Genomic DNA, 17,101 nt, shown 5'->3' on the forward strand with positions numbered 1-17,101 from the left:
GACATGACGCCATACGAATACGGCTCAACACTACTCAACGCATAGGGGTTGACGTGTCCAAATCAATGGGTCCACCTTAGAAGGCCGCATTTTCCCCGCCCCCGGGGCCCCCACCCCTTTTTTGGCCGCGCTTAAGCTGTAAGAAAATGCCTACGGCATTTTCTGCTAATTGGGACGCGTCGCGGAAAGAAGAATGTGAGTCGGGTAATCCATCGTATGGAATCGAAGACAGCTCACTCAATTCATTGTCTTTAAATGTCGAAGAATCCCAACAGGAATCGAAGCCCGTCAGGGCTTCGCACATTTAGAAAGCGTTAGGGTGGAGTGGGATGGGGCCCTGGGGAAGGGGCAGAGGGCTGGATAGGTTACAATAATTAGGACAGTTTCCTTAAGGTGTGGTATCTTATGATCAACAAGGAGGATCAAATGGATAAAGCACCTAGAAAAAGAAGAGTCTTCTCAGACGAGTTCAAGCAGCACGTGGTGGACCTATACGAGGAAGGCATGAGTCGGCAAGAGATCATTCAGAAATATTCGTTAACCCCTTCAGCTTTTGACCGCTGGGTTAGTCAATTCCGCACCACCGGGACCTTCAAAGAGACGGTTTCGTTGAGTGAATCGGATCAGGAAAAGATTGCCTTGCGTAAAGAGATTCAACGACTCAAGATGGAGAATGACATTTTAAAGCAGGCCGCGCTGATACTTGCGGAGAAAAACGATACGTCATCGATCGTTTGAAGCACAAATACCCGGTATCAGCGCTTTGCAGAGTGTTAGGAATCAGCCGTTCCGCTTACTATTACCGGCCGAAGCCTCTTACCGATGAGGCCATCGAGCTGGAGATCAAGGTTCACTCCATCTTTCGCGCAAGTCATAACGTCTATGGCGCGCGCAGGATAAAAAGTAAGTTAGAAGCAGAAAACATCGTCGCCTCTAGGCGACGAATTCGCGCCATCATGAAGAAACTTCACTTGGTATCCGTCTACACCAAAGCAAAATACAGACACCACCCGACCAGGAAAAACGAAGAGAAAGTACGCAACGTTCTCAACCGAGAATTCAGTCATCGCAAGCCGCTGGAAGTCATCGTTTCCGACCTGACCTATGTTCGCATCAATCAGAGATGGGCCTACGTTTGTGCCATTACTGATCTTTTCAATCGCGAAGTCATCGGCTACTCCTGCAGTCTTCGTCGCGACGCTGCCCTTATTCAGGAAGCATTTAGCACCATTCCCTACCCCCTCGACGCTGTCCAATACTTTCACACCGATCGAGGCAAAGAATTCGACAACAACACCATTTGTGCCATCTTAAAAGCAAACGGCATCAAACGATCCCTAAGCCGACCTGGCAATCCATACGACAACGCCGTGGCAGAAAACATATTTAAAAGTTTCAAAACCGAGTTTTTAGAGAGAGAAACCTTTCAAAGCCTTAACGAGTTAAGAGAAAAACTCAGCGATTATGTGCAGTGGTGGAACAACGACCGAGTGCACACAAGCCTTGAAAACATGACTCCGCTCGCATACAGGACAAAGAAAGCAGTGGAAGACAAAGACCGTTTACAGTTGACACCTTAAGAAAAGTGTCCAAAAAAGTGTTGCCATTCCAGGGCGAATCGCAACGCCCTAGGCCCTTCCCAGGTCTCAAACCCATAAAAGAACATATTTTAATCGTAATAGAATTCAACACGCTAATCTGTTGGTGACGCAATAAAAAATCTAAGCCAAAAGTGAGCGAAAAAAGAAAATCCCGAAAAGATCCGTCTTTTTTAACAGAAAACAAGGGCAAGAAAAAAGAGGCTTGTTCAAAAGCCCCTTTTCTTGCCTTATTTTCTGTTTTTTACTGCATTCACGATCCACAAGAGGATTACGGAGCCGATGACGGCGATGATCAGGCTGTAGATGTTGAAGCCGGATACTTTGCCCATGTGGAAGACATTGCTTGCGATGAAGCCGCCGATAAAGGAACCGACGATCCCGGTGACGATGTTTGCCACAGCGCCCATGGATTCGTCTTTGCCCATGATTTTACTTGCGATCCAGCCGGCCAGTGCGCCGAAAATTAACCAAAATAACATGAAAGATCTCCTTTCGAATGAGTCCTATTAATGATGTTATTTTATTCTTACCCGCGCTTGTGAAATTTATTCAGTGAGGAGAAAAGTTTTTGCAGTTAAATTTCTTTTCCTTCAAATTGGCTGTGGTAGAGTTCGTAGTACTCGCCCTTTCGGGCCATAAGGCTGTGGTGATCCCCCTGTTCCACGATGTTTCCGTCTTTTAAAACGAGGATCACGTCGGCACCGACGATGGTGGAGAGGCGGTGGGCGATGACGAAGTTGGTGCGGCCGTGCATGAGGCGATCCATGGCTTTTTGGATGAGTTTTTCCGTGCGGGTATCCACGGAGCTGGTGGCTTCGTCGAGGATTAAGATGTCGGGATCGGAGATGAGGGCCCGGGCGATGGTCAACAGTTGCCGCTGGCCTTGGGAGATTTCCGAGCCGGATTCGGTGATGATTTCGTCGTAGCCATTGGGCAGGGTGCGGATAAAGTTGTCGGCGTAGGTGGCCTTGGCGGCGGCACGAATGGCCTCGTCGGTAGCGCCTTCTTTGCCGTAGGCGATGTTGTCTTTAATGGAACCTGAAAAGAGCCAGGTGTCTTGAAGTACCATGCCGAAGTGGCTGCGCAAATTTTCGCGGGTTAGCTTGCGAATGTCTACGCCGTCGACGGAAATGCTGCCGTGATCGGGCTCGTAGAAGCGCATCAAAAGATTGATGAGGGTGGTTTTTCCGGCGCCGGTGGGCCCGACAATGGCCACGGTCTCGCCGGGCTTGACGTGAAGGGAGAAGTCGTCGATGACCACTTGGTTTTTCTCGTAGCCGAAGCGCACGTGGTCGAAGGTGACTTCGCCTTTTAGTTTATCCAAGGGGGCGGCGTCTTCAACTTCCGCCTCTTCTTCCCCATCGAGGACGTGGAAGATGCGGTCGGCGGCGGAGATGGCCGATTGCAAGGCGCCCACCACTTCCGCCATGCCGCTGATGGGTTGGTTGAGCTTTCTCGAGTATTGGAAGAAGGCTTGGATGGACCCGACGGTAATGGCGCCGTTCAAGACCAAGAATCCGCCGAAGACGGCGATGGCCACGTAGCCCAGGTTGGAGATAAAGCCCATGAGGGGCATGATTTCGCCGCTGATAAATTGGGCTTTGTAGGCGTTGTCGTAGAGGGCGTCGTTAATGGCATTAAATTCCGTCATTGACCGGTCTTCGAAGGTGAAGCTCTTTACCACTTCCTGGGCCGTGATGATTTCTTCCATGTAGCCGTCCACCCGGCCCATGTCGTGGCTCTTGGCGCGGAAGTAGCGCTGGCTGATGCCGGCGACTTTCGCCGTGACAAAGGCGCTTACGGGCAGCACGATCAAGGAAATAATCGTGAGCCGGGGCTCGATGTAGAGCATCATGGCCAAGGTGCCGATGATGGTGACCACGGCGCTGATGATCTGGGCGATGTTTTGCCGCATGTTGTTGACCACGGATTCCATGTCGTTGGTCATGCGGGAGAGGAGATCCCCCACGGTAAAGCGGTCCAAATAGGCCACGGGGAGGCGCTGAATCTTTTCGGAGAATTCTTTTCTCAGGGTAAAGACGGTTTTTTGGGTGATCTTTACGAGGATGCGGCCTCGGAAGAAGTAGAAGATCGAGGAGGTAATATACATGGCGAGGAGAATGAGGGCGATGCGATTTAAATAACCGTAGTCGATTCCCCGCCCCGCCTTTACGGAGTCGAAAATATTGGTGATCCCCAGCCCTAAGATCCAGGGCGTGAAGATGTCGATAATGGTGGCGATGGCCGTAAAGAGGATGGCCAGGGCCATATAGAGTTTGTCTTGATTTAAATAGCCGATGAGCCGCTTCATAATGCGGCGGCTGTCGGCGCTTCTCAGGCTGCGGCGGTCTCGTTCTGTGACGCCTTTAAATCTAGGCATAGAGCACCTCCTCTCCCAATTGCGAGGCGGCGATTTCCCGGTACACTGTGGAGGATTTCATGAGCTCCTCGTGGGTGCCGCGGGAGATGATTTTGCCGTCGTCCAGGACCAGGATTTCGTCGCAGTCCAACACCGTCATGACCCGCTGGGCCACGATAATGGTGGCGGTGCGATCGGTCATGGGGGCCAGGGCGCGGCGCAGGGCCTTGTCCGTTTGAAAGTCCAGGGCGGAAAAGGCGTCGTCGAAGAGCAGTACCTCGGGCTCTTTCGCCAAGGCGCGAGCGATGGAGAGGCGCTGTTTCTGTCCGCCGGAGAGGTTTTTCCCCGTTTGGGATACGGTAGCGTCCATCCCGTTTTCCGCGGCGTGGACGAAGTCTTTCGCCTGGGCGATGGAAAGGTAGCGGTCCGTTTCCCCGTCGCTTAAGGGCTTATCGTGGGACAGGCCGATGTTTTCCCGCACGCTCCTTAAAAGAAGCATGGCCTTTTGGGGCGCGTAGCCCACGCGGCTGCGCAGGTCTTTGGCGGAAATGTCTTCGATGTTTACGCCGTTTAGGCGGATTTCGCCGCCCGAGACGTGGTAGAAGCGGTGGATCAGCTTTAAAATCGTGCTCTTGCCGCTTCCCGTGCCGCCGATAATGGCGATCTTCTCTCCGGCCTTCACCTCAAAGGAAATGTCCGACAACACGGGCCGCTCGGCGCCGGGGTAGGAAAAGCTGACGTGATCGAAGACGAGGGAGGTTTCCCCCTCTTCCGGCAGGGTGACTTTTACATTTTCCTTGGCCGGCGGCGTCTCGAGGACTTCGACGATGCGGTCGTAGGCGGCTTTGGCGTTGGGGTACATGGCGAAGAGCATGGAGAACATGCTGAGCGCAAACATGATTTGCACGACGTATTGAATAAATGCCATGAGATCCCCCACTTCCATGGTGCCGGCGTGGATACGGCCGGCGCCGAAGTAGAGGACGGCGACCATGCTGAGGTTAAAAATCAGATTAAAGGCCGGGAGCATGGTAATCAGGTAATTATTCACCTGCTCCGATGTGCGACGCATGGATCGGTTCACCTCGTCGAAACGCTTATCCTCGTAGCTTTCCTTACCGAAAGCGCGAATCACGCGAATCCCCGTGAGCCGTTCCCGAAAGTGGAGGTTGATCTTGTCCATGAGCTCGCGAATGCGGCGAAAGCAGGGAATGGATTTTCGGGCGATGGTAATGACCACGGCGAGAAGCATAGGCCCCGAGATTAAAATAATGGCGGAAAGCTTCACGTCGGTGGTGAGGCACATGTAGGTGGCCCCGAAAAACATAAGGGGGGCGCGCACCATGGGGCGAAGGGCTACCACGGCCATGCGCTCCAGCTGACTGATGTCGTCGGTGGCGCGGGTTAAAATCGAGGGAGCGCCGAAGGTCTCGAAGGATGGAAAATCCAAAGAGAGCACGTGGGCAAAAAGGCCGGCGCGAAGATCTCGGGCAAATCCCATGGAAATTTTCGCCGCCATGAGCCCGGCCACAGTCATTAAAATCACCGACAAAGCGGCGAGGCCGATCATGGCCAGGCCTTTATTGAAAATTAAAGGCACATTTCCGCGCAAGACCCCGGCGTCCACAATGTGGCTCATAAGCCGCGGCAGGTAAAGGTCTGCCAAAATACTCAGGGCGATGAGTAAAACTTCGCCGATAATTAAGGGTATATAGGGTTTAATGTATTGTTTCATTTCACCATCCTTGTCATAAAAAAGCTATTACTTATTATATCTACCCGAATAGAAAGGTTATACACATGAAGACCCTGGCCGCCTTAAAACACAAAAACTTCATCGCCGTGGACGGAGGCTACGGCTTCGATCAAAGCGCCCTTCGAGAAAGGTGGGGCGTCTACCGGGCGGATCGGGCTTGCGGCATCGCCGCCTTGGCCAATCTTATCGCCTATAAAGAGAAAAAACGGGCCTTCGACAAAAACGACGCCCTGAAGCTCATGGGCGAAATTCTCCTCGCCGCCCCGCCCAGACCCTGGGGCATCGCCGCCGGGGGCATCCTCGTGCGGGCCATGGGCCGCATGGGGAGGCAATACAGAGCGGAATTTTTAAAAACCCGGGCCACCGATGAAGAAATCAAAGCATTCGTCCTTCGCGCGCTCACTGCTGATCGCCCCGTGGCACTTTTGAATACCAATCACCCCAATAAATCCTTCCGCTACCACTGGGTGACCATTACGGAAATGGTGGAAGACGAGGGCGAGGTGTATGTGCGGTTCTCCTCCTGGGGGAGGCGGTATAAAATGCGATTTGAGGAGCTGTTTGTACGAGGAATGATGTATAGGAGTATGTTTTTTATAAAATAGTTTTTTTCTTTTGTTTTCGCACACCGTACTTTTCCGGGGAAGGGGCTACGTTCTTTATTAAAACTTCGGAGTATAGGATAAAGCATTTTATCTTTATCTTCTCGCGGCCTTTGTTCAACAAACCATTCCGGGGGAAGGAAAAAGGGCGTTGCGATTCGCCCTTATCCCTCCCCCGGAAGCAGTGGAAGGAAATCTGATACATAAAGTACGCGATTGGAAAACAAGTAATATGCTTGAAGAACAGGAGTTGAAGAGAACTTGAAAAAGCGAAGTTCCTTTCCCATACAAAAACCGCATGGGCCAATCCCTCTTCTGTGGGTATAATAAAACAGAGAAAAAAGAAAAAAGAAAAAAGAAAACAACCCACCGGAGGTCATCATGTATCGTCTTTACGCAAAACAGAAAGTATTAAAACTCGAGGATCACTACGCCGTCACGGACGAATCCGAGGCGCCGGTCTATTTTATCGACCAGAATCTGAAATTTTTCGGCTACGACGTCCACGTCTCGGACAGGGAGAAAAATCCGTTGTTTTCCGTGGATCAGGAGCTCATGCACCTGATGCCCACCTATCACGTGCGCTTCGAAAACGGCGATGTCATGGACATTAAGGCACGCTTTTCCCTTTTCAAAAAGAAAATCGACATTACTTACAAGGGAAAGGATTTGCGCCTCGAGGGCGATGTTTTTTCTTGGGATTTTCGGATTTTAGACGAGAGCGACCGGGAAGTGGCGGCCATTGAAAAGAAAATCTTCGCCTGGGGCGACACCTTCGTCATCGACGTCATAGACGAGGCCTACGCCGACGTGGCCGTGGCCATGATGATTGTCGTGGACCATATTATCGATATGGAGCAAAACAGCCATTAAAAGATTTATTTTATGTGATTCGTAATCCTATTTTCTCTTTCACAACTGATACCTTTGCGAATCTTTCCCGGGGAGGGGAAGTGAGTTGGGCGAAGAATTATTCCTGGCGTAAAAGTAACTTCGCCCAACTCAAAATTTCTTTTTGGCGACGCGGCCCAACAGGAATCGGAACCCGTTAGGGTTCCGCTCTGATAGAAGGCGTTTGTGGGTGGATGGGGATGGGGCCCCGGGGAAGGGGCAGAGGGTGGATAGGTTACAATAATTAGGACAGTTTCCTTAAGGTGTGGTATCTTATGATCAACAAGGAGGATCAAATGGATAAAGCACCTAGAAAAAGAAGAGTCTTCTCAGACGAGTTCAAGCAGCACGTGGTGGACCTATACGAGGAAGGCATGAGTCGGCAAGAGATCATTCAGAAATATTCGTTAACCCCTTCAGCTTTTGACCGCTGGGTTAGTCAATTCCGCACCACCGGGACCTTCAAAGAGACGGTTTCGTTGAGTGAATCGGATCAGGAAAAGATTGCCTTGCGTAAAGAGATTCAACGACTCAAGATGGAGAATGACATTTTAAAGCAGGCCGCGCTGATACTTGCGGAGAAAAACGATACGTCATCGATCGTTTGAAGCACAAATACCCGGTATCAGCGCTTTGCAGAGTGTTAGGAATCAGCCGTTCCGCTTACTATTACCGGCCGAAGCCTCTTACCGATGAGGCCATCGAGCTGGAGATCAAGGTTCGCTCCATCTTTCGCGCAAGTCATAACGTCTATGGCGCGCGCAGGATAAAAAGTAAGTTAGAAGCAGAAAACATCGTCGCCTCTAGGCGACGAATTCGCGCCATCATGAAGAAACTTCACTTGGTATCCGTCTACACCAAAGCAAAATACAGACACCACCCGACCAGGAAAAACGAAGAGAAAGTACGCAACGTTCTCAACCGAGAATTNCTGGATAGGTTACAATAATTAGGACAGTTTCCTTAAGGTGTGGTATCTTATGATCAACAAGGAGGATCAAATGGATAAAGCACCTAGAAAAAGAAGAGTCTTCTCAGACGAGTTCAAGCAGCACGTGGTGGACCTATACGAGGAAGGCATGAGTCGGCAAGAGATCATTCAGAAATATTCGTTAACCCCTTCAGCTTTTGACCGCTGGGTTAGTCAATTCCGCACCACCGGGACCTTCAAAGAGACGGTTTCGTTGAGTGAATCGGATCAGGAAAAGATTGCCTTGCGTAAAGAGATTCAACGACTCAAGATGGAGAATGACATTTTAAAGCAGGCCGCGCTGATACTTGCGGAGAAAAACGATACGTCATCGATCGTTTAAAGCACAAATACCCGGTATCAGCGCTTTGCAGAGTGTTAGGAATCAGCCGTTCCGCTTACTATTACCGGCCGAAGCCTCTTACCGATGAGGCCATCGAGCTGGAGATCAAGGTTCGCTCCATCTTTCGCGCAAGTCATAACGTCTATGGCGCGCGCAGGATAAAAAGTAAGTTAGAAGCAGAAAACATCGTCGCCTCTAGGCGACGAATTCGCGCCATCATGAAGAAACTTCACTTGGTATCTGTCTACACCAAAGCAAAATACAGACACCACCCGACCAGGAAAAACGAAGAGAAAGTACGCAACGTTCTCAACCGAGAATTTAGTCATCGTAAACCACTAGAGGTCACCGTTTCCGATCTGACCTATGTTCGCATCAATCAGAGATGGGCCTACGTTTGTGCCATTACTGATCTTTTCAATCGCGAAGTCATCGGCTACTCCTGCGGCCTTCGTCGCGACGCTGCCCTTATTCAGGAAGCATTTAGCACCATTCCCTACCCCCTCGACGCCGTCCAATACTTTCACACCGATCGAGGCAAAGAATTCGACAACAACACCATTTGTGCCATCTTAAAAGCAAACGGCATCAAACGATCCCTAAGCCGACCTGGCAATCCTTACGACAACGCCGTGGCAGAAAACATATTTAAAAGTTTCAAAACCGAGTTTTTAGAGAGAGAAACCTTTCAAAGCCTTAACGAGTTAAGAGAAAAACTCAGCGATTATGTGCAGTGGTGGAACAACGACCGAGTGCACACAAGCCTTGAAAACATGACTCCGCTCGCATACAGGACAAAGAAAGCAGTGGAAGACAATGACCGTTTACAGTTGACACCTTAAGAAAAGTGTCCAAAAAAGTGTTGCCATTCCAGCCCTCTGCCCCTTCCCCGGGGCCCCAACCCCTTCGACCCCCAACGCTTTTTAGATGTGCGAAGCCCTGACGGGCTTCGATTTGTATTGGGCTTCTTTAACATTGATTGATTTTAATTTGGGCAAGCAGTTTTCGTCGACAAATTAATTTCTTCGCCCGACTCACATTCTTCTTTCCGCGACGCAGCCCAATTCGTAGAAAATGCCGCAGACATTTTCTTACAGCTTAGACGCGGCCAAAAAAGGGGTGGTACAACTATACATCCGTTTCGAAAAGGCTTTGCCTTTCCGAAACGGTGTAAGACTGCATCTGACCTTCCTACGACTCGCTGCGCTCGTCGGGATAGGTCATGAGGGTCCGGGGGCGGGGAAAATTGCGGCCTTCCGCTCTGAGCTCTTTTCCCCGCCCCCGGGTTTCAGAACCATGTAAGAATGATTTATCCGCATTATAAAAACAGGAAGTCGAATCACAAGGGGTGTGCCATTGAAAAGTAAGAGTATAAGGTGGGCGGAACACAAAGCATCACGCACCGAAAAAATCAATAGCAATTCTTTTTTTGCAATGAAATGAGGGACCAAGGTGGTCCCTCTTTCATTGCATTTTGCTTTCGATTGTGTGGCCCAATTCGGCGATGGTCTCGGTGAGTTTATCGAGTTTTTCTTCCATTCTCAGGATGAAGTAGCTGGCCACGACGATGGGAAAGCCGGTATTGGCGATGAGGGACAGGATTTCGTCGAGGGTCATGGGGGGCCTCTTTATTCGTTTACAGTAAAGAGGGTGTCGGATGTGACAGTGACGAGCTCGGCTTTTTGTGCGGCGACGAATTTGCCTTTGGAGCGGAAGATGCCGGAAGCGACGATGGCTTGGGCGCCGGCTTTGGCGGTGTTGCCGTCGAGGCCATCTTTAGGCGTGTTGACGCGAAGGGTGGCTTGCTTTTGGCCTTCATCGACGAAGGTGAGATTCAGGTATTTCTTGTCCATGGTTTACCTCCTTATACCAAGGTTTCGGTGGTGATGATTTCCACGGCGTCGGCGGGCTTTTGGGTCAAGGTGTTAAAGGCGTCGGCGGCTTTTTTCACGGCGGCGTTGTCGGCTTCGGGCAAGAGCCCGGAGTAGCTTGCGGCTCTGCGCTTGGATTTGCCTGCGCTGTCCGTTTCCAAATAGACCAGTCGCAGGGATTTTTTAATGTCTGTCATGTGAATTCCTCCTTCACTTTTCGATAGAAAATCCGAGGATTTTTTACCTGTGGGATGGCGTACAAAGGGAAAAAGATTCGCGGCCGCTTTCCCCTTCACTTAGTAGATAGAAATCCGGCGGGATTTTTACCTATGGATTTCGGAGAAAGGGAGAAAAGATTTGCGGCTCTTTCGCCCCTCACCTATTAGATAGAAATCCGGCGGATTTTTACCTATGGGTTTCGAAAAAAGGGTGAATTTTTTTGCGGCTCTTTCGCCCCTCACCTATTAGATAGAAATCCGGCGAGATTTTTACCTATGGGTTTCGAAAAAAACGGAGATGTTTTTGCGGCTCTTTCCCCCTCACTTTGTAGATAGAGATCCGGCGGGATTTTTACCTATGAATTTCGGAATTTATGACACGAAATAGGAGCCTAGTTTTCACTAGACTTCCCAATGGTTGACATAGAGACAAAAAAAAGAACCCCGAAGGGTTCTTTTTTAGACAATCACTTACGCAATTTCAGTAACTGTCGGGTTGGTTTTAATAGCCGGAGTCTTAGCACCAGCAGCATCGTTGAGTGCCTTGATCTTAGTGTTGAGGTCAGCTTTTGCCTTATCAACGTCAGATTTTTCAAGCATGTCAACTTTCAGTGCGTTAAACTCATCTACAAGGGCTTTAAGTTCTTTTGCTGCTTTGTCGAAAGCGGCTTGATCAGCTAATTTAGAAGCGTCTTCCACTGCAGCGACTTTTTTGTTGAAAGCATCTAATGCAGCTTTTTGTGCTGCTTTATCGTCAGCAGCTTTTTTAACAACTGCATCAGCTACAGGGAGCCATTTATCGCCGTAAAGTACTTCAAGGTCATAGGCTTCGTTTTCGTTGCCTTGAACATTATCCTTTAATTTGTAACGAATGTTGGCATTGTCATCATTGGCTTTTAACCAAGCTTGTAAATCTTCAGTTTCAGATTTGCTCATCCATACCAAGTCGCGTTTTACGCCATCGTCAGTATTGTAGAAGGAGTTGAGTTGGTTAACAATCACTTTGTAGTGGTTGTTTGTTCCATTGTATCCCTTAATATCAGCAGCTTTGACATTCTTAGCGTAGTATTGGTTGCCTTGGTTATCAAGAACAACACCTTGCAATACGCCTGCAAGTGCAACGCCCTTAGGCATTACAGATACGATGTCAACAGTGTTAGCATCCGTTGCGTCGCTACCGGGAACATTGCCTGCCAAGGTACGGAATTGAATCAAAGCACCTTCTTTTAATTGACCGTTCAAGAAGATGTCAGCTTCGCTGTCAACAACTAATCTAGCGGTGTTGCCGAGTTTATCTTCTACGACAAGTTTAGCGCCATCTTTATCGATAACCTTAACGATGGGGTAACGTTCGGTTTTGCTGTGGTCGATCGCTTTTTCAATACCGATGCCGGCAGCATTGTTGTTGGTCCACTTAATAACGTCAAGCTTGTCAGCGTTGAAGTTGTTGGGGAAACCGCCACGGTAAGTTGCAACGTCTGCAATTACTTCTTTGCCGTCTACATCTTCTAAAGTGATGTTGTATTTGCTGGTAACGTCATTTTTAACACGAAGGGTAACTTCGCCGTTGTTATCTTTTTCAACTTTGTTGAATACGACAACGGTGGCTTCGTTGTAGCCTTGAATTGCGGTGGGGCCGGACGTTTCGTGTTTTTCAGCAGATCCTACATCATTGTATCCAACGTACACTCTGTCAATCCAGTTCGTTGCAGCAGGATTACCTACGATGCGGAGTGCTTCGTCTGCGTCCTTAACTTCCGTTAATTGGTTCTTCTTAGCATCAGCTACGAAGTACTTAGTAGCTTTCGTAAGCTTAACTTCTACGCCGCCGGTGGTAGCAGAGGGATCTCTGAAGAGAATAGATTTTGCATCGCCGTCTTTGTAGTTGACTTTGGCGAGGAATCTGTATGCTGTTTCAATGGTGTTGTCAGCAACGCCATCCCAACGATTGTTTTCGCCATATCTGGAGCCAATACCAAGTGCTAAGAAATCAGGGTTACCTAATTCCAATACGTGGGTAGCTTCGCCCTTTTCGTTTACGAGGACTCTAACGAGAGAACCGTAGTAGTATTCAGCATTGGAAATTGCACTGGCTTTTACAATGCGAGGGTTAGTGGGTTCAGCATTTACATCATATCTACCATATTTGTAAAGAACAAATGTGGTGTTGTCCGTTAATTTAACGGTTTTTGCCTTTTCACCTTGGTTGATGGTGATTTCGCCGTTTTTGATTTGAGACAAAATACCCATGGTTTCGTTGGCGGGCATAACCTTGATTTCTTTCAATCTGTACATTGCGTTGAAGATCATGGTGAATGCGTCTTCACGGTTGACGGCCTTGTTGGCGTCAGCGACGGTTACATCATCAAAGATGCCCAGATCAGCAGCCCATGCCATCCATTGTGCCGGCCAGTTTTTGTTGGCTTGGTCGTGCATGGCTTTGGTGAGATCGGTTTTGGTCAAGGTAACCAACATTTTTGCCAATTCGGCGTAGGTTACGTTGTTGACCGGTTTGAATACATTGCCCGGGTAACCGAGTAAGAAGGGAAGGTTGTTTGCCTTGGAGGGTTCGGTACTACCTACGTTGATGTAGCCGTTTGCCCAGTAGTTGAGCTCTACGTCTTTGTAGATGGTGATGCTCTTTAAGGCGTCAACTTTGTTTTCATTGCCGGTAGCGAAAACGAGGAGCTTACTAACTTCTGCACGTTGGATGGTTTTATCCAATGCGAGATCGTTGTTTTTCGGGTCTTCGTTTACTTTACGACCGGAAATGTAACCTCTGTCTTTCAACCAGTCGATCTTTGCTTTTTTGCCTGTGAGTTTGGGAACTACCGTTTCAGCTGCCTTGGGAGCTTCTTTGGTTTCCTTTTTTTCAGCAGGTGCAGCAAAGACAGAGCTGAATGTGCCGAGTACCATGACTAGTGCGAGTACAAGGCTAAGAAATTTCTTGTTCATCTTGTCTTTCGACCTCCTTATGAATTTTCAGATTCTTCCAGGCATATTCCTGTGAATCTTACACCATTATACCATTGAGGGGCCCTTGCTTCAACTATTGAAGTAAAGTCTCTCAATGTCATGAGAAAGCCTTTTATGCTTCGGTTTCTCGATGTAGCTTCATTATACACGAGTCCCCCATGTATTTAAATTACAGTTCTATGACAGGGGGTTCTTTTTTATTGTTTTGTAACTTTTCGAAGGCGAGGATGGTGCGGGCGGCTTCTTCGATGGTGGTGTTTTCAACGATTTCATCGGCGGCATTTTCGTAGATGGGCTTTCTGTCCCTATAAAGTTTTCTTAAGGTTTCGATGCCGCCTTTTGAGAGGGGGCGGCCATCGGTGGCCAAGTCTTCCAGTGGGCGGGTGATCCAGTAGAGGGTACCGGTGCGCTTTAATGCCTCGGTATTTTCGGGATCGAGGAGGCTACCGCCGCCGGTGGCGATGACGACGTTTTTCTCTTCGGCGGCTTCGATGACGGCCTCCTTTTCGTAGGCGCGGAAGGCTTCTTCTCCTTGTTGTTCGAAGATTTGGGGGATGTCGCCGTGTTTTTTGATGATTTCGGTGTCGATGTCGATGCATTTTCTGTGCAGTTTTTCGGCAACGGCTTCGGCGACGGAGGTTTTGCCGGCGCCGGGCATACCGATGATGACGATGTTTTTGGTCATTGGCTCTCTCCTATGATTTGATGCAGGGCGATTTCTTTTTGCCGCTCGATCCAAAGATCGAGGATGGCGATTGCGGCGGCGGCTTCGAGGACGGGGGGGATGCGGCGCACGAGGGCGGTGTCGTGGCGGCCTTTTATTTCAAGCGCGGTGTTTCTTCCCTCGCGATCGACGGTGTGTTGTTTTTTTCCGATGGAGGGGGTGGGCTTGACGGCGACGGTGATTTCGATGGCGTCTCCTGTGGTGATGCCGCCGAGGATTCCGCCGGCGTTGTTGGTTGTGGTGTGGACGACGCCGTTTTCTTCTATATAGGGGTCGTTGTTTTGGCTGCCTTTTAATCGGGCGGCTTTCTCTCCCGCGCCGAAGGCCACGCTTTTTACGGCGCCGACGGCGTAGAGGGCATGGGCCAGGGCGCTTTGGGCGGAGGCATCCCGCGTGCCGCCGAGGCCTATTGGCACGCCTGTGATGGTGAGGGCGACGATGCCGCCGAGGCTGTCTTTTTCTTGTTTGGCTTGCTCGAGGGCTTTTTCCTGGGCGGTCGGGCTTTGTTCTCCCCCTATTTCCGTGATGCGCGATGCGATATTGATGTTTTGTGTCTTTAAGAAATCGGCGGCGATGGCGCCTGCGGCGACGAGGGGGGCGGTGAGGCGGCCGCTTCGATGTCCTGCGCCTCTCGGATCGTCGGCGCCGAAGGTTTTCACGTGGGCGGTGTAGTCGCCGTGGCCGGGGCGGTAGGGCATGTGCTCGTAGTCTTGGCTTTTTGTGTCTTTATTGGGGATCCAGATGGCCAGGGGATCGCCGGTGGTTTTGCCGCCGTAGGTGCCGGAGATGATTTCCCAGGGATCGGGCTCTTTTCTCGTTGTGTCGTAGTGGCCTGAGGGTCTCCTGCGGGCGAGGGCGCGGTCGATGGCGGCTTCATCCACGGGTATGTGGGGAGGCAGACCGGTGATGAGGGCGCCGACGCCTTTTCCGTGGCTTTCGCCGAAGAGGGTGATGGAGATGTTTTTTCCCATGGTGTTCCTTTCTGTTTCTATTTTATGGTTTGTTTTCGATTTTGTTTTCGTGGATCAGGGGGAGTTTTTCCACGGCGGCGTAGAAGCCGGGCCAGCTTTTGTTTGCGGCTTCGGGATTTTTCAGGGCGACGGGGCCATCTGCGACTGTGGCGGCGGCGAAGGCGGCAAAGGCGATGCGGTGATCGCCGAAGGTGTCGACGGTGCCGGGGCGGATTGTGCCGGGGGCGACTTTCAGTGTATCTTCCGTGGCTGTTGTGTTTATACCCAGGGCGCGGAGCATGGCGGCGGTGGCGGCGATGCGGTCGGTCTCTTTGGTGCGGAGGCGGCGGATGCCTGTGAAGGTGGCGCCTGTTTGGGTGGCGAGGACGGCGAGGGGCATGAGGAGGTCGGGGGTGTGGGTAAGGTCGACGGGGGTGTTTTCTTTTATGGATTTGATGTGGTCGTAGATTTTTCTGTCGCCCTGGAGGCTGTGGGCGGGGAGGTTTTCGAGGCGGATGCGGCTACCCATTTCGTTGGCGACGATGAAGTAGGCGGCGTGGCTGAGGTCGCCTTCTACATGGGGGGTGATTTTCTGTATTTGGCCTTTATGAACGATGTAGGTATCCTGTGTTTCTTCTATTTCTACGCCGGCTTCTTTTATGAGGGCGGCGGTCATGGCGATGTAGGGCCGGGAAGCGGGGTTGATTACCGCGAGGGTGGCGTCGCGATTTTGCGCGAGGGCGGCGATGAGGGCACCGGTGGCGAATTGGCCGGTGGTTTCGGCGTGGATTTTTGCGCGTTCGAAAACGAGGCGGCCTTTTGTTTCCATGGGCCGGGGGCCTGTAACTTGCACGCCGTTTTCTCTTAAGAAGCGGATGCCTTCCTCCATGGGGCGGGCGGCGAGATGTTTTCCTGCGGTGAAGGTGACGCGCTCTGCCAGTGCCGGGGCCAGGATGAGGGCGATGCGCAGAGTGGTGGCGCTTTCGTTGACGTGGATACGGACGGGGGCGGAGATGTTTTTTTGTATCGGGGAGATGGTTATGCTATGGGTGTTGTTTGTATTTGTGATGGTTACTTTTCCGCCCAGGGATTTGATGAGGTTGATGGTTTCTTTGATGTCGTTGGAGATTTCCGAGAGATGGATTTCTCCCCCGTGAGGCGCGAGGGCGGCGAGAATGATTTTTCTGTGAACAAGGGATTTGGAGGGCGGGAGGGGTAAGTGCCCCTCCCGAGGCCCTCCCTGAAATGTGAGGAGCATATGTTTTTCCTTTTTCTTTTTGTTCTTAAATATGTTTTTTCTTGCGGATGAAGGGGCACACGGTATGTGATTTGATTTCCCTTTTTTCTTTCGCTTTTTTTGTCTTTGCGTTGAAATGGCACACGTTTTGTGTTTCGCGTTACCTTTTTTGTCTTACTATAATTATATCTTCGCGATTCTTCCCGGGGGAGGGAAAAAGGGCGTTGCGATTCGCCCTTATCCCTCCCCCGGACCCCCACCCTTTATCCCTAACGCTTTCTAGCAGTGCAAATGCCTAACGGCATTTGATTCCTGTTGGGCCGTGTCGCCCGCCGGGGCTTCTGCGAAGGGCTTATAATTTTGAGATTGAAGGGTGATTCGCGATTTAGTTTTTTCTTCTCCCGTTTTTATCTTTGCGGTCAAAAGGGCTCACCGTATGTGTTTCGCTTTCCCTTTTTTCTTTCGCTTAAAATTTCATTCCTAATTTGTTTTGAAACCCGGGGGCGGGGAAAAGAGCTCAGAGCGGAATAACCCGGTCCCCAAGATTTGGACATCCCCCTACCTCAAATCGTGTATAATTCAATTAAGGAGGGAAACCATGGG

Annotated in this window: 16 protein-coding genes; 6 read left to right on the plus strand and 10 right to left on the minus strand. The window is 50.4% G+C overall.

The features are described 5' to 3' along the window. Nucleotides 1–426: 426 nt before the first annotated feature. A protein-coding gene (locus OCV31_RS09175) for an IS3 family transposase (RefSeq protein ID WP_394800656.1) occupies nt 427–1,580 on the plus strand; the annotation gives its coding sequence in 2 pieces (ribosomal slippage) (nt 427–705 and nt 708–1,580; 1,152 coding nt in all). A gap of 248 nt (nt 1,581–1,828) precedes the next feature. Here the strand turns inward: OCV31_RS09175 and OCV31_RS09180 are convergent. From OCV31_RS09180 to OCV31_RS09190, 3 genes are all read right to left on the minus strand, one after another. Then, on the minus strand, nt 1,829–2,080 hold the full coding sequence (locus OCV31_RS09180; RefSeq protein ID WP_148474553.1) for a GlsB/YeaQ/YmgE family stress response membrane protein: 252 nt from the start codon (nt 2,078–2,080) through the stop codon (nt 1,829–1,831). Nucleotides 2,081–2,175: 95 nt separating this feature from the next. Beyond that, complete coding sequence (locus OCV31_RS09185) at nt 2,176–3,981, minus strand: ABC transporter ATP-binding protein (protein WP_148474555.1); 1,806 nt, start codon at nt 3,979–3,981, stop codon at nt 2,176–2,178. Beyond that, nucleotides 3,974–5,695, minus strand: coding sequence for an ABC transporter ATP-binding protein (locus OCV31_RS09190; RefSeq protein WP_148474557.1), 1,722 nt, complete (start codon nt 5,693–5,695; stop codon nt 3,974–3,976). Before OCV31_RS09190 ends, OCV31_RS09185 begins: the two co-directional genes overlap by 8 nt. 65 nt (nt 5,696–5,760) lie before the next feature. Here OCV31_RS09190 and OCV31_RS09195 point away from each other — a divergent pair, with 65 nt between their 5' ends. The 5 genes from OCV31_RS09195 to OCV31_RS09215 all read left to right on the plus strand — a co-directional run bounded on the left by OCV31_RS09195 (nt 5,761) and on the right by OCV31_RS09215 (nt 9,364). After that, nucleotides 5,761–6,321 (plus strand): cysteine peptidase family C39 domain-containing protein, encoded by a 561-nt coding sequence (locus OCV31_RS09195; protein WP_148474559.1) that lies wholly within the window; start codon nt 5,761–5,763, stop codon nt 6,319–6,321. Between the two features lie 378 nt (nt 6,322–6,699). Next, the gene (locus OCV31_RS09200; protein WP_148474561.1) at nt 6,700–7,191 is read left to right on the plus strand and encodes an LURP-one-related/scramblase family protein; all 492 of its coding nucleotides are present in this window, start codon (nt 6,700–6,702) and stop codon (nt 7,189–7,191) included. A gap of 314 nt (nt 7,192–7,505) precedes the next feature. Beyond that, nucleotides 7,506–7,817, plus strand: a complete 312-nt coding sequence (locus OCV31_RS09205; RefSeq protein ID WP_267303926.1) for a transposase — start codon at nt 7,506–7,508, stop codon at nt 7,815–7,817. Nucleotides 7,818–7,849: 32 nt separating this feature from the next. Beyond that, complete coding sequence (locus OCV31_RS09210; RefSeq protein WP_267303927.1) at nt 7,850–8,158, plus strand: IS3 family transposase; 309 nt, start codon at nt 7,850–7,852, stop codon at nt 8,156–8,158. Between the two features lie 52 nt (nt 8,159–8,210). After that, a protein-coding gene (locus OCV31_RS09215) for an IS3 family transposase (protein WP_267303928.1) occupies nt 8,211–9,364 on the plus strand; the annotation gives its coding sequence in 2 pieces (ribosomal slippage) (nt 8,211–8,489 and nt 8,492–9,364; 1,152 coding nt in all). Nucleotides 9,365–9,986: 622 nt separating this feature from the next. On the opposite strand, the gene OCV31_RS09220 is transcribed toward OCV31_RS09215, so the two are convergent. The 7 genes from OCV31_RS09220 to OCV31_RS09250 form a co-directional block, all read right to left on the minus strand. After that, on the minus strand, nt 9,987–10,139 hold the full coding sequence (locus tag OCV31_RS09220) for a YvrJ family protein (protein ID WP_148474569.1): 153 nt from the start codon (nt 10,137–10,139) through the stop codon (nt 9,987–9,989). Between the two features lie 11 nt (nt 10,140–10,150). After that, nucleotides 10,151–10,375: a DUF2922 domain-containing protein gene (locus tag OCV31_RS09225; protein WP_148474571.1), complete on the minus strand. Its 225-nt coding sequence runs from the start codon at nt 10,373–10,375 to the stop codon at nt 10,151–10,153. Between the two features lie 11 nt (nt 10,376–10,386). Continuing rightward, nucleotides 10,387–10,590: a DUF1659 domain-containing protein gene (locus OCV31_RS09230; protein WP_108831184.1), complete on the minus strand. Its 204-nt coding sequence runs from the start codon at nt 10,588–10,590 to the stop codon at nt 10,387–10,389. A 492-nt stretch (nt 10,591–11,082) separates the two neighbouring features. Continuing rightward, a complete protein-coding gene (locus tag OCV31_RS09235; RefSeq protein ID WP_148474573.1) occupies nt 11,083–13,566 on the minus strand; it encodes a hypothetical protein in 2,484 nt (827 codons plus the stop codon). A 190-nt stretch (nt 13,567–13,756) separates the two neighbouring features. Next, nucleotides 13,757–14,272, minus strand: coding sequence for a shikimate kinase (locus OCV31_RS09240; protein WP_148474575.1), 516 nt, complete (start codon nt 14,270–14,272; stop codon nt 13,757–13,759). After that, nucleotides 14,269–15,282 carry a chorismate synthase gene (locus tag OCV31_RS09245; RefSeq protein WP_148474577.1) on the minus strand — a complete coding sequence of 338 codons (1,014 nt, stop codon included), beginning with the start codon at nt 15,280–15,282 and terminating at the stop codon, nt 14,269–14,271. The genes OCV31_RS09240 and OCV31_RS09245 overlap by 4 nt, the downstream gene beginning before the upstream one ends. 22 nt (nt 15,283–15,304) lie before the next feature. Beyond that, complete coding sequence (locus OCV31_RS09250) at nt 15,305–16,519, minus strand: 3-phosphoshikimate 1-carboxyvinyltransferase (RefSeq protein ID WP_148474579.1); 1,215 nt, start codon at nt 16,517–16,519, stop codon at nt 15,305–15,307. Between the last annotated feature and the right edge of the window lie 582 nt (nt 16,520–17,101).

The organism is Aedoeadaptatus acetigenes (genome assembly GCF_025566985.1).
GTDB classification, from domain to species: domain Bacteria; phylum Bacillota; class Clostridia; order Tissierellales; family Peptoniphilaceae; genus Aedoeadaptatus; species Aedoeadaptatus acetigenes.